The organism is Cobetia sp. 2AS, from assembly GCF_029846355.1.
Lineage (GTDB): Bacteria > Pseudomonadota > Gammaproteobacteria > Pseudomonadales > Halomonadaceae > Cobetia > Cobetia amphilecti.
Window position 1 is genome coordinate 39,058 of record NZ_JARWKQ010000008.1, and the last position, 13,073, is coordinate 52,130.

Here is a 13,073-nt window from a genome sequence, read left to right on the forward strand (position 1 = left end):
CAGGAAGCAGGCCTCATGGGTGCTACAGCACGATGAGGTTGTCGCGGTGGATCAGTTCCGGCGCCTCGATATAGCCCAGCGTCGCCTCGATCTGATGACTGGGCAGGCCGAGAATCCGTCCGGCATCTTCGGCGCTGTAATTCACCAGCCCCTTGGCGATGCGCTGGCCGGATTCATCGACGCACTGCACCAGATCACCGCGCTTGAAGGCGCCCTCGATCTTCCTGACGCCCACCGGCAACAGGCTGGAGCCACGCGTGGTCAACACATTGACGGCGCCGGCATCCAGCGTCAGGGTGCCGCGCACCTGCAGCTGCCCCGCGATCCAGCGCTTGCGCGCCGCGATCGGCGCATGCTCCGGCAAGAGGAGCGTGCCGAATCGCTCACCGGAAGCCAGCCGGGTGATGACCTCGGGCTGACGACCAGAGGCGATCACGGTCAATGCGCCACTGCGCGCCGCCAGACGCGCCGCGCGCACCTTGGTCGCCATGCCGCCACGCCCGAGCACGCCGCCACCGCCGGCCACCTTGACCAGTATCGGGTCATCGGCCTGGGCTTCCTCGATCAGGCTGGCCGCCGGGTCATGACGCGGATCGGCATCATAGAGGCCTTCCTGATCGGTGAGCAGCAACAGCGCATCGGCCTCGAGCAGGTTGGCGACCAGCGCGCCGAGGGTGTCGTTGTCGCCGAAGCGGATCTCGTCGGTGACCACGGTGTCGTTCTCGTTGATCACCGGCACCACCCGCAGGTCGACCAGGGTGCGCAGCGCCGAGCGTGCATTCAGGTAGCGCTTGCGGTTGGAGAGGTCATCGTGAGTCAGCAGAATCTGCGCCGTGGTCAGGCCATGACGATGGAAATGCTCTTCATAGCACTGGGTCAGGCCGTTCTGCCCGACCGCCGCTGCCGCCTGCAGTTCATGTACGCCGCTGGGGCGAGCCGACCAGCCCAGCCGCGACATGCCGACCGCGATCGCCCCGGAGGACACCACGATCACCTCGACACCCCGCGCGTGCAGCGCCGCGATCTGATCGACCCAACGGCCGATACCGGCATCATCCAGCCCGCGACCGTCATCGGTCAGCAGCGCACTGCCGATCTTGACCACCACGCGTCGTGCATTGGCCAAGGCCTCGCGCCCCGATTGACTGCCCAGTTCCGCCACTTCCGCCACCTTCTGCTCCGACACCGCGCTCTCTCCTGTCATGTAATCCCTCGCCCGGCAGGCTCTGCCTCCCTGCTTGCCATTGTCTGCTCCCGCCAGCCCGCTGTCATCACTCCTCGCCGGCCCCGACAACGAAAACGCCCCGCCGCGAGACCATGAGGCTCGGGGCGGGGCGTGAATCGCGAAGCGGGTCGCTCGTCACTCGGTGGCTGCCGCGCAGGACAGCCACCGGACGAACTGAGACCTCAGGGCGCGTATTCGACTTCGACGTCGTAATCGTCGTCATTGAAGTCGTCATCGTCCTCTTCTTCGTCATCCTTCTTGCGCTTGCGACGTGTCAGGCGCTCTTCAGCGCGCTCCAGCGACTCGTTCTCCATGCGCGCCAGCAGGGCGGCATGTGCCTCGGCAGCTTCCGGATCTTCCGCCAGCTGCAGGCGTTGCTCGCCCAGCCAGCGGTGAGCGGCCTGCACCAGCTCCTGAGTGCCGATACCGCTGGCCGCGGAGACGACGAACAGCTCGCCCTCCCAGCCCAGGCGCTCGACGAGGTCCTTGACCATCGCGTCGCGATCGTCCTCGGGCAGCAGGTCGATCTTGTTGATCACCAGCCAGCGCGGCAGCTCCGTCAGTGCCGCGGAGAAGTTCTTGAGCTCCTTGAGGATCGCCTCGACCGCATAGGCCGGGTCGCTCTCGTCAAAGGGCGCAATATCCACCACGTGCAGCAACAGGCGCGTACGCGTCAGGTGCTTGAGGAAGCGCAGGCCCAGGCCAGCGCCGTCAGCAGCGCCTTCGATCAGACCGGGGATATCAGCCATCACGAAGTGCTGGTGGCTACCGATCTTCACGACACCGAGGTTCGGCACCAGGGTGGTGAACGGGTAGTTGGCGACCTTGGGCTTGGCGGCGGAGACGGCGCGGATCAGCGTCGACTTGCCGGCATTCGGCATGCCGAGCAGACCGACATCTGCCATCACCTTCATCTCGAAGCGCAGGTTGCGACGCTCACCCCAGGTCCCCTTGGAGGTCTGGCGCGGCGCGCGGTTGGTCGAGGACTTGAAGTGGATGTTACCCAGACCACGACGTCCGCCCTGCGCGACCAGCAACAGCTGACCGATTTCCGTCACGTCACCGATGATCTCGAGGGTTTCCTCGTCGATCACTGTGGTGCCGACCGGCACCTTGACGATCAGGTCCTCGCCCGCCTTGCCTGCCATCTGGCGGCCTTGACCGGCATCGCCGCTCTCCGCCTGATAGTAGCGCTGGAACTTGAAGTCGATCAGGGTATTGAGGGAGTCATCCCCGATCAGGTACACACTGCCGCCGTGCCCGCCGTCGCCCCCATCGGGACCACCGCGCGGCACGTATTTTTCACGGCGAAAACTCAGGCAACCATTGCCGCCACGTCCGGCCTCTACAATGATCGACGCTTCATCAAGGAACTGCATGCTGCTCTCTCCTGACGACGACCCGGGCCGTCATGCGACAAAAAAGCCCCGCCTGAGCGGGGCTTCCTTGCAGACTGCCATGCGACACCGGGGCATCGAGCAGTCTGCGTAAGCTATCAGACGTTTCAGGCAGAAACGATGCTGACGAACTTGCGGTTCTTCGGACCCTTGGTCTCGAACTTCACGTGGCCGTCGGCCAGCGCGAAGAGAGTGTGGTCCTTGCCGATGCCGACGCCAGTACCAGCGTGGAAACGGGTGCCGCGCTGACGCACGATGATGTTGCCGGCGATAGCCGCTTGGCCACCGAACAGCTTCACACCAAGGCGCTTGGATTCAGAATCGCGACCGTTGCGGGTAGAGCCCGCCGCCTTCTTATGTGCCATTGGATAATTCTCCTATGGTGGGTAGCGCTGCAATTAAGCAGAGATACCAGTGATCTTGACTTCGGTGAACCACTGACGGTGGCCCGCACGACGCATGGAGTGCTTCCGGCGACGGAACTTGATGATGGTGACCTTGTCGCCACGGCCGTGAGACACGACCTCGGCAGAAACCTTGGCACCTTCAACCAGCGGAGCGCCGACCTTGATGTCGTCGCCTTCAGCGACCATCAGGACTTCGTCAAACTGGATAGCTTCGCCAGTCGCGACTTCAAGCTTCTCGAGCTTCAGGGTCTGGCCTTCCTGAACGCGGTACTGCTTGCCACCGCTCTTGATAACTGCGTACATGATTCTCTCCATCGGACTCATCAAGGGTGTGCTCTTGGGTGGCCTGCTGCGAGTGGCGCCCCTTCTGGAGCCATCTGACAGGGAGCGGGATGAGTCACGGCCGCGTATTATAGCGCCACGTGCCGCGACCGACAAGCAATGTCAAGGTTTACGCGACCAATCGGCCGCCAGCCAGCGTCCTTGCGCGGGTGCACGCCTTGACGGCCATAGGGGTGCCCCATAGCATTACCGCCAAACGGCACGCCACGGCGGCCTCACCTCTCGCTACGGGCACGACGATCTCATGCAAGCCGACGCATCGACCCTTCACGCGGCAGTGGCAGATGACTTCGCCGCCGTCGACCGCACCATCCTCGCGCAGCTCGAGTCGCGCGTGCCGCTGGTCCAGACCATCGGTCAGTACATCATCCAGAGTGGTGGCAAACGCCTGCGCCCGGTGCTGGTGCTGCTGGCAGCCCGCGCGCTGGGCTATCAAGGCGAGAAACACGTCCATCTGGCCGCGCTGATCGAATTCATGCACACCTCGACCCTGCTGCACGATGATGTCGTGGATGAATCCAGCCTGCGGCGTGGCCGCTCCACCGCCAATGACACCTGGGGCAATGCGCCTTCGGTGCTGGTCGGTGACTTCCTCTATTCGCGCTCCTTCCAGATGATGGTCGAAGTCGGCTCGATGGACGTGATGGCGATTCTCTCCGCCGCCACCTGCACCATCGCCGAGGGCGAAGTTCTGCAGCTGACCAACATCGGCAATGCCGACATTGATGAAGCCGCCTACTTCGAGACCATCCATGGCAAGACCGCCATGCTGTTCGAGGCGGCCGCACATGCTGGCGCGATTCTGGCCAGGGAAACCGACGACACCGTCACCCCGGCACAGGTCAGCGCGCTGCAGAACTATGGCCGCTACCTGGGCCTCGCCTTCCAGCTGATCGATGATCTGCTCGACTATCAGGGCGATGCCGAGACAATGGGCAAGAACGTCGGTGATGACCTGGCCGAAGGCAAGCCGACCCTGCCGTTGATTCGCGCCATGCAGGTCGGAAGCCCGGCCCAGGCCAGTCTGGTGCGCGGCGCCATCGAGAAAGGTGGGCTGGAGCAGCTCGACGAGGTACTGGAAGTGGTGCGCCTCACGGGCGGCCTCGACTATACCCGCAGCCGCGCCCAGGAAATGGCCGACAACGCCCTGAGCGAGCTCAAGGCACTGCCGGAGAGCGAATTCCGCGACAGCCTCGAGCGCATCGCGCTGTTGAGCGTCGGCCGCCAGGCCTGATATCCGCATGACGATGGCCTGCCTGGCAGGTCGTCAGCCAGTGGGTCAGTCAGTCCATCATGACAGCAGAAAACCGCCGCCAACGTGGCGAGAAGCGCCGGCAGGACGAGGTGAAGAGAAGCGCGCTTCTCGACAGCGGAATTGCCCCTTGAGACTCAGATAAAACTTTTTGACCTCAAGGGCTTGCAAAGCAAAGCTGCCTGCGTATAATTCACCTCCGTCGAGACAAGCTCACGACGCATCGGAGTATAGCTCAGCTTGGTAGAGCGCTGCCTTCGGGAGGCAGAGGTCGTAGGTTCGAATCCTGCTACTCCGACCAGATATATGAAAAAGCCGCTGATCACTGATCAGCGGCTTTTTTGATGCCGGAAGGTTTTTCCTGCCTCACAAGCCTACTTCTGCTTGCTCGCGTCTGCGACGCACTCCCCAACGCGCTACATCCCTCAGGGTGCCCCATGCACACACTGCGTCTTGCCTTGCTGTCCCTGCTGCTGACCTCACTGCTCTCCGCCTGCGCCAGCCCACGTGCGCAATGGGAAAAGCCCGGCGCCAACAGCACACAAGCCCACAATACCTATGCGGGCTGCCAGTACGAGCTTGGCCTGACCGACAAGTCCGCCAACGAGAAGCAGACACTGCTGAAATACTGCATGGAGCGCGACGGCTACCGCCTGCAGAGTTACTGATTCATGGCGCGCACTGAACCATATCGAGCGGCGAGTCAGTCGGACATCCAGCTGTCACTCGCCTTGCGGGCCCGCTCGCGACCAGCACGTTCACGGTCGCGGCGGGCCTTTTGCTTGAGGTAGTAACTGCGCAGGGCAAGGCCGAGACCGAAGGCCAGCATCAGGGCGAATACCAGCCCCTGCCAAGGGCGGGCGGCATCGCCAAGCCAGGTCTCAAGCGCGACGATGGCGATCAGGCCGCTGGCCTGACTGGCAACGGCGATCGCACGGCTACGGTCATAATGATGTGACAGCATGGGGATATCCTTGCAGCGTCCTCGCGGCAGAGCATTGATCAGTGCGCGAGGCGTGGATGTCGAAGTCCGTCGATTATCGCATACTCGAGCCTCGCGACTGCAGCGCCTGCCGAGCGTTTGCCAAGCACTTGCCACATACAGTGGCCGACAGGTATTGCTGCCCTGAACGCTCCCCCGGACACCGCCAGAGGATAACCGCATGGACGCCATCGCCCTGGGCCCTGCCCTGATTTCCGTCGAACGCCTCTATGCCTTCGTGGCAGCCCTGGTGATGCTGATCGAGTTCTCGCTGCTGATTCGTCTGCTGGCACGCATGCACGCCAGGGGCACGACCGCGCCCGCTCACGATTCTCCCCCGCTGAGCCCCTCGCGCTGGTTCAATCGCATGCTGGTCAGCTGGGTGATCGGTGCGCGCCTCACTCATGTCGCGCTGCACTGGGCAAGTTATCAGCAGGCACCACTGGATATCCTCAAGCTGTGGCAACCGGGCTACCACCTGCTCGGCGGCATGCTGGCCGCGACCCTGGCCAGCCTGTGGCTGTTGCGCCGGCATGGCGCGATTCGCCAGATCATCGCGCTGGGCAGTCTGACCCTGGGCCTGACCGCCTTCCTCGGCCTCAAGCAACTCGACCCGCTGGGCAACGACTCCGCCATCGAGGCGATGCCTGCCATCACCCTCAATCATCTGGATCGCCGCCCCGTGGCACTGAATGACATCCAGGACGAGCGCGTGATCGTCAATCTGTGGGCCACCTGGTGCCCGCCCTGCCGGCGCGAGATGCCACTGCTGGCAGAGGCCGATCAGAGACCCGGCGTCACCGTGGTACTCGCCAATCAGGGCGAGCAGGCACTGGCGGTGACCCGCTTTCTGAAAAGCGAACAGCTGACGCTCGAGTACGCGCTGCTCGACCCCGCCATGCAACTGATGGCGCTGGCCGAGGCGCAGGGGCTGCCCGCGACCCTCGTCTTCGATGGCGACGGACAACTGATCGAGCGTCATATCGGCGAGCTGAGCCGCGCCCAACTGGACGCCCTGCTACCGGCGTCGCGGCCATAGAGCGACACGCCGCTGGCCTCGCTCGGTGCGACAAAGACGCTCGCCGCAAGAAAAGGCGCTTAAGCCACGGCGTCTGATCCGGTAAGATACCGCGCCCCTGTATTCCCGATTCCCGTCTTTGTCCTACCCCGAGGCTTCATGAGCGACTTCATTCCCGGTCAGCGCTGGATCAGTGACGGCGAGGCTGATCTCGGCCTTGGCACCATCCTCAATGTCGACTTCCGTACCGTCACCGTGCTCTTTGCCGCCAGCGAAGAAACCCGCACCTACAGTCTGCGCGAAGCGCCCCTTACCCGGGTGGCCTTCGGCAATGGCGACCGCATCCAGTCCGACGATGGCGAATGGCTGATCGTCGATGACTTCAAGGAAGTGCGCGGCCAGATCGTCTACATCTGTGAGCGCAGCGGCGAGCATGCCGGCGAGCTCATCGAGCTTCCCGAAGCCCGCCTGAACGACAAGATGCAGTTCAATCAGGCGCGTGACCGCCTGCTGACCGGCCAGGTCGACCGCAATGACTGGTTCGACCTGCGCTACCGCACCCTGCGCCACTTCCATCGTGTCGAGCAGAGCCCGGCGCTGGGCCTGTCCGGCCCCAAGGTCGATCTGGTGCCGCACCAGCTCTACATCGCCGATGAAGTCTCGCGCCGTCACGCGCCGCGCGTACTGCTGGCCGATGAAGTCGGCCTCGGCAAGACCATCGAAGCCGGCCTGATCCTGCACCGCCTGCTGCTCAGCGGCCGCGCCAGCCGTGCGCTGATCCTGGTGCCCGCCAGCCTGACCCACCAGTGGCTGGTCGAGATGCTGCGCCGCTTCGCGCTGGATGTCTCGCTGCTCGACGAGGAACAGTGCAAGGCCTACGGCACGCGCAATCCCTTCGAAGGCAACCAGATCATTCTGGCCAGCCAGGACTGGCTGTTCGCCAACCCGTCGCGTCAGGTCCAGGCTGCCGCCTGCGACTGGGACATGCTGATCGTCGATGAGGCCCACCACCTCGACTGGAGCGAAGACAAGGTCGGTCCGGGCTACGCCTGTGTCGAATCCCTCGCTCGCCAGACCGCCGGTGTGCTGCTGCTGACCGCCACGCCGGAGCAGATGGGGCTCGAGAGCCACTTCGCGCGCCTGCGCCTGCTCGACCCGGAGCGCTATCACGACATCGAGCGCTTCAAGGCCGAGGAACAGGGCTATGTGGCCGTCGCCAGCGCCATCGACGCCCTGGAAGCGCTGCCCGCCGATCAGTCCGGTCTCGACAGCCTCGCCAGCGTGCTGGATGACAGCGACAGCCGCGCCCTGCTCGACACCCTGATGGACAGCGATGCCGACGATGCCCAGCGCGACAGCGCGCGTCGCCAGCTGCGCGACCAGCTGCTCGATCGCCACGGCACCGGCCGCGTGATGTTCCGCAACTCACGTACCCATGTCGCTGGCTTCCCCGAGCGTCGCCTGCACGTCCACGAGCTGGAGCTGCCCTCCTCCTACCGTCGCGTGGTGCGCAAGCTGGAGCGTGACGAGGACTATCTCGATGACCTGCTGATCGAGACCGGCATGAACCACCCCGAGGTGGTGCTGTTCCTCGACGAGATGTATCGCGCCCTGCCCGATGACCGCATGAACGCGGAACCCTGGTGGCAGATCGACCCGCGCGTCATGTGGCTGCTGGAAACCCTGACCGACCTCGGCAACGAGAAGGCACTGGTGATCTGTCATACCGCCGATACCGCGCGTGAGCTGTCCGAAGGCCTGCGCGTGCTGGGCGGCGTGCATGCGCCGGTCTTCCATGAGGGCATGAGCCTGGTCGAGCGCGACCGCGCCGCCGCGGCCTTCGCCTCCGAAGAGGAAGGCGTGCAGCTGCTGGTGTGCTCGGAAATCGGCTCGGAAGGTCGCAACTTCCAGTTCTGTCACCACCTGGTGATGTTCGACCTGCCGGTACACCCGGACCAGCTCGAACAGCGCATCGGGCGCCTGGATCGCATCGGTCAACAGTTCCCGATCGAGATCCACGTGCCGGTCTTCGAAGGCTCGCCGGGCGCCCAGCTGCTGCGCTGGTACCGTGACGGCATGGACGCCTTCAGCGCGCCGCACGGCATCGGCAGCGAGCTCTACGCCCAGTTCGGCGACGAGCTGGAAGAAGCCCTGCTCGACAGCGAAGAGATCGACAGCATCATCGAGCAGACCCGCGAGCGCTTCGACGCCCTGCAGGAAGAGCGTCAGTCCGGCCGCAACCGCCTGCTGGAACTCAATGCCTGCCGTCACGAGCGCGCCGAGGAAGTCATCGCCGCCATCGAGACGCTGGACAATGACAAGGCGCTGCCCGGCTATCTGGAGCGCGCCTTCGACATCTTCGGCATCGAGAGCCGGGACCTCGGCGACGGCATCACCTATCTGGCACCGGGCCCGCACATGCTCGATGGCCTGCCGGGGCTGGTGAAGGGCGAGGAAGGCTTCAGCGTCACCAGTGACCGCGCCACCGCGCTGTCACGCGAAGACGTGCAGCACCTGTCGTGGGAGCACCCGCTGGTACGCGAGATGCTGGTCCGCATCCTGGACGGCTCGATGGGCAACACCGCGCTGGCGCTGCTCAAGCACCCGGCGATTCCCGGTGGCCGCCTGATGACGGAAGTGGTGTTCCGCACCCAGTCCACCGCGCCGCGCGGCCTGCGTCTGGGCCGCTTCCTGCCGCCGACCGCCATCCGTGTCCTGTTGGATGAAACCGGCAGCAACCTGTCCGACAAGGTGTCCTTCGGCGGACTGGCCAAGAACCTCAAGCCGGTCAAGAAGGCGGTCGCGCGCGACCTGATCAAGCAGAGCCACGCCACGCTGCGCAAGCTGATGAGCGATGCCGAGCAGGAAGCCGAACGCGAACTGCCGACCATCGTCGAGCAGGCCCAGCAGCAGATGCGCGAGCAGCTCAGTGCCGAACTGGCGCGCCTGGAAGCCCTGGCCAGCCACAACCCGGCCGTGCGCGAGGAAGAGCTCGAAGCGCTGCGTCAGGAGCGTGCCGCGCTGGATGGCGCCATCGAGACCACCCGTCTGCGCCTGGACAGCGTGCGCGTCATCGTCACCGTGGATGCCCACGAGCGTTGAGCTGACCGCAGGCGTCAGTGATGAACCTGAAACGCCCCACCTGCCATCGGCAGGTGGGGCGTTTTGCCATGTGCGCCAGCGACAATGGCCCGCTGGACTTGCCAGATCGACCAGCGGCCGCGACGATGCCATCGCTTGCACGTCGCGAATCGCGGCCCATCACGTACGCTTCATCACTTCCGCTTCACCCCTATCGTTTCATCCTATCGTTTCATCCTATCGTTTCATTACTACAGAGCACCCTCATGGCGAGATCATATCCAGAGAGCGACGAGGCAGCGTCAGGGCTGAGCTGGCAGGGAGAGCGCCTGGCCGAGGAAGGCGAGCGTGTCGCGAAGGTGGGGCTGTCGCTGCTGGCGGCGGGCGATGACTGGTGGGCCATCGACAAGCCGGCCGAGCTGCCCTCGGTGCCGGGGCGTGACCCTTCGCGCTTCGACAGTGTCCATTCGCGCCTGTGTCAGCTGAGCGACGATACCCGCGCCGTGCACCGTCTGGATGTGGCGACCTCCGGGGTGCTGCTGGTGGCGCGCAACGTCGAGGGCCAGCGGCGGCTGTCACGGCTCTTCCAGTCGCGCACCATCGAGAAACGCTACCTGGCCGTGGTGGCAGGTCATCTCACGCCCGCCGAGGGCAGCATCGCCCTGCCGCTGCGCTGTGACTGGCCACGCCGCCCGCGTCAGATCGTCGACTTCACGCATGGCAAGTCGGCCCTGACGCATTATCGGGTCGAGCAGCATCTGACGCTCGAGGGCCAGCGCCCGAATGGTACGCCTCAGACCCTCGCCGCCTGTCGTGTAGCGCTGACGCCGCATACCGGGCGCTCACACCAGCTACGCCTGCATATGCTGGCGCTCGGCCATCCGATCATCGGTGATGGCTTCTATGCGCGCGGAGCGGCACTCAATGCCAGCCCGCGCCTGTTGCTGCATGCGGCGCGTCTGGTGATTCCGCCAGCCAGCGACAGCGAGGCACCGCCACTGGTGCTGGAAGCGCCGCTGCCCTTCTAGCGTCGCCTTGCTGCCAAGGCTCACTTGCGTGACAGGATATCGGCGAAGGCCACGTCGAGGGTCGGGTAATCGAAGGTGAAACCGGCAGCCAGCAGACGCGCCGGCACCATGCGGGCGCCTTCCAGCAGTAGAGTACTCATCTCCCCCAACCCCAGCTCAAGCGCCTTGGCCGGCAGCGGCAGAATTGCCGGACGCCCCAGACCGCGGGCCAGAGCGTGGGTGAAGCCCATGTTGGTAACCGGATGCGGCGCGCTGGCATTGAAGGCACCGCTGAGACTGTCATCCGCCAGCAGACGCTCGATGATGCGAATCATGTCGTGGCGGTGAATCCACGGCATGTAATGGCGCCCATCACCCAGCCGCCCCCCGAGCCCGAGCTTGAAGGGCGTCAGCAGCTTGGCCAGTGTGCCGCCATCGGCCTCCATCACCAGGCCAGTGCGGATGATGGCCAGCCGCACGCCGTATTCGGTGACGGGCATGGCGGCCGCTTCCCAGTCGCGACACAGGCGATGATTGAAATCGTCGTGGGGCGTCGCCTGCTCGTCGATCTCGACATCGTCCGGCTCGCCCGCCTTGGGCTGTGCGCCGTAATAGCCCATCGCCGAACCGGACACCATCACCTGCGGTGGATGGCCTTCGGCGGCCAGCTGCTGACACAGCATCACCAGATGCTCGGTGGTCTCCAGCCGCGAACGGCGCAGCTCACGCTTGTGATCCTCGCTCCAACGCCGCCCGGCTATCGACTCCCCCGCCAGATTGACGATGCCCTCAGGCTGCCAATCCTTGAAGGCCAGCGACGAATCCGCCGCGACCACCGTCAGCCCCAGGTCGGCAAACTGGCGCTCAGCACGCTCCGGGCGGCGCGATACGACCGCCAGCGAGTGGCCCGCCGCGGCCAGTGACTGACACAGCGCCTGGCCGACGAACCCCGTTGCACCTGTTATCAATATTCGCATGTTGCCCTCCTCGGCGATGAAGCATCGAGTGTGCCGACTTCCGCCATAAATCTATACTTATATTGTACAATTATGCGCAAGAAGTTAACTTTAGCGTATCTGCTGTCGGGTCACATGACGACCCGTCCCCCCTGAACACCGCCCGCGCAGGAGTCGCCTCCAGATGCCAGTATCGTCCATCGCCATCATCGGTGCCGGTATCGCCGGATTGTCAGCCGCCACCCGACTGGCCGCGCAGGGCCATGCGGTGACGATTTTCGAGAAGGCACGCGGCCCCGGCGGACGTCTGGCCAGTCGCCGCACGAGCGAAGGCCCCATCGACATCGGCGCGCAATACTTCACGGCGCGTGATCCACGCTTCCAGTCCGCGCTCGAGCAGTGGCGGGCCGCAGGCGTCGTCGCAACTTGGGGTGAGAGGCTGTTGAGCCTCGGCAAGTCGGCGTCTGACGAGAGCCAATGGCAGCGGCTGCGCGATGATTCCACCCGCTACGTAGCCAGTCCGCGCATGAGCGCCCTGAGCCGCCACCTCAGTGAACAGCTGCCGGCCCACGCCAGTCTGCACAGCGCAACGCGCATCACGCGCCTGATCGCGAACGAAGGCACGGCGCCAGGCAAGCGCTGGCGGCTCGAGGACAGCGACGGTGATCAGCACGGCCCCTTCGATCACGTGGTGATCAGCGCACCGGCACCGCAGGCACGCGCCCTGCTGAGCACGGACGGCACCGACGCCCAGGGGGCGGCGCTCGCCGAGGGCTCGCTGGCCCCGGCCCTGAGTGAGGCGCTGGCGCAGGTGGAGATGGCACCGACCTGGACACTGATGGCCACTCTGGAGACGCCGCTACCCGCGCTGGGGGGCGACGCTGACTGGCAAGGGTTGCTGGTCAGTCGCGGTGATGATGGCCCGCTGCGCTGCGTGATGCGCCAGCATTCGCGTCCCGGCCGCCAGCCACCGTCACATGCCAAGGAGACCCTGAGCCTGCTGGCGACCGCCGGCTGGAGTCGGGCGAATCTGGAGAAGTCGCCACAGGAGGTCGCGACCTTGCTGTGGCAGGCCTTCGAGGCACTGCCGGAGCTCCGCGAGCTGGCGCCGGGCTGGAGCCAGGGCAAGGTCACCCTTGCGGCGCATCGCTGGCGCTACGCTCACCCGACCCAGACGCTGCCGCAGACCTCAGCGGCAACCGGCCACAATGGCCATGTCCACAATGTCCATGTCCACAATGTCTATGACCAGAAGGGCGATGACCAAGGGTCATCCGGGCTATGGCTGGCCGGAGACGCCCTGCGTGGCCCGCGCGTCGAGGACGCCTGGCTGTCAGGACACGAGGTAGCCGAACAGCTGCTCAACACCTTCGCCGACAGCTGATACGCTGCCGCGACCCCTCATC

Annotated in this window: 12 protein-coding genes and 1 tRNA gene; 7 read left to right on the plus strand and 6 right to left on the minus strand. The window is 65.0% G+C overall.

Annotated elements, in window-relative coordinates:
* Positions 1-22: 22 nt before the first annotated feature.
* From proB to rplU, 4 genes are all read right to left on the minus strand, one after another.
* Positions 23-1,204 (minus strand): glutamate 5-kinase, encoded by a 1,182-nt coding sequence (proB, locus tag QD356_RS16540; protein WP_107335842.1) that lies wholly within the window; start codon positions 1,202-1,204, stop codon positions 23-25.
* Between the two features lie 203 nt (positions 1,205-1,407).
* Positions 1,408-2,604, minus strand: coding sequence for an Obg family GTPase CgtA (gene cgtA / locus QD356_RS16545; RefSeq protein ID WP_043335967.1), 1,197 nt, complete (start codon positions 2,602-2,604; stop codon positions 1,408-1,410).
* A gap of 125 nt (positions 2,605-2,729) precedes the next feature.
* The gene (rpmA, locus tag QD356_RS16550; protein ID WP_043335969.1) at positions 2,730-2,987 is read right to left on the minus strand and encodes a 50S ribosomal protein L27; all 258 of its coding nucleotides are present in this window, start codon (positions 2,985-2,987) and stop codon (positions 2,730-2,732) included.
* Between the two features lie 33 nt (positions 2,988-3,020).
* Complete coding sequence (rplU, locus tag QD356_RS16555) at positions 3,021-3,332, minus strand: 50S ribosomal protein L21 (RefSeq protein WP_043335971.1); 312 nt, start codon at positions 3,330-3,332, stop codon at positions 3,021-3,023.
* A gap of 283 nt (positions 3,333-3,615) precedes the next feature.
* On the opposite strand from rplU, the gene ispB reads away from it, so the two are divergent.
* The 3 genes from ispB (at position 3,616) to QD356_RS16570 (ending at position 5,291) form a co-directional block, all read left to right on the plus strand.
* Positions 3,616-4,605, plus strand: coding sequence for an octaprenyl diphosphate synthase (gene ispB, locus QD356_RS16560; RefSeq protein ID WP_131432825.1), 990 nt, complete (start codon positions 3,616-3,618; stop codon positions 4,603-4,605).
* Between the two features lie 242 nt (positions 4,606-4,847).
* Positions 4,848-4,924: transfer RNA gene (locus QD356_RS16565), tRNA-Pro, on the plus strand.
* Between the two features lie 136 nt (positions 4,925-5,060).
* Complete coding sequence (locus QD356_RS16570) at positions 5,061-5,291, plus strand: hypothetical protein (protein ID WP_054556922.1); 231 nt, start codon at positions 5,061-5,063, stop codon at positions 5,289-5,291.
* Positions 5,292-5,326: 35 nt separating this feature from the next.
* Here the strand turns inward: QD356_RS16570 and QD356_RS16575 are convergent, their stop codons facing one another.
* Complete coding sequence (locus QD356_RS16575; protein WP_043335981.1) at positions 5,327-5,587, minus strand: hypothetical protein; 261 nt, start codon at positions 5,585-5,587, stop codon at positions 5,327-5,329.
* Between the two features lie 199 nt (positions 5,588-5,786).
* Between QD356_RS16575 and QD356_RS16580 the strand changes: the two genes are divergently transcribed.
* The 3 genes from QD356_RS16580 to QD356_RS16590 all read left to right on the plus strand — a co-directional run bounded on the left by QD356_RS16580 (position 5,787) and on the right by QD356_RS16590 (position 10,732).
* Complete coding sequence (locus tag QD356_RS16580; RefSeq protein ID WP_192839451.1) at positions 5,787-6,644, plus strand: TlpA disulfide reductase family protein; 858 nt, start codon at positions 5,787-5,789, stop codon at positions 6,642-6,644.
* 138 nt (positions 6,645-6,782) lie between these two features.
* The gene (rapA, locus tag QD356_RS16585) at positions 6,783-9,725 is read left to right on the plus strand and encodes an RNA polymerase-associated protein RapA (protein WP_107335838.1); all 2,943 of its coding nucleotides are present in this window, start codon (positions 6,783-6,785) and stop codon (positions 9,723-9,725) included.
* A 245-nt stretch (positions 9,726-9,970) separates the two neighbouring features.
* On the plus strand, positions 9,971-10,732 hold the full coding sequence (locus QD356_RS16590; RefSeq protein WP_192839452.1) for an RluA family pseudouridine synthase: 762 nt from the start codon (positions 9,971-9,973) through the stop codon (positions 10,730-10,732).
* 20 nt (positions 10,733-10,752) lie between these two features.
* Here the strand turns inward: QD356_RS16590 and QD356_RS16595 are convergent, their stop codons facing one another.
* Positions 10,753-11,688: a TIGR01777 family oxidoreductase gene (locus tag QD356_RS16595; RefSeq protein ID WP_054556918.1), complete on the minus strand. Its 936-nt coding sequence runs from the start codon at positions 11,686-11,688 to the stop codon at positions 10,753-10,755.
* 163 nt (positions 11,689-11,851) lie between these two features.
* On the opposite strand from QD356_RS16595, the gene QD356_RS16600 reads away from it, so the two are divergent.
* Positions 11,852-13,051: an FAD-dependent oxidoreductase gene (locus tag QD356_RS16600; RefSeq protein WP_192839453.1), complete on the plus strand. Its 1,200-nt coding sequence runs from the start codon at positions 11,852-11,854 to the stop codon at positions 13,049-13,051.
* Positions 13,052-13,073: the final 22 nt, after the last annotated feature.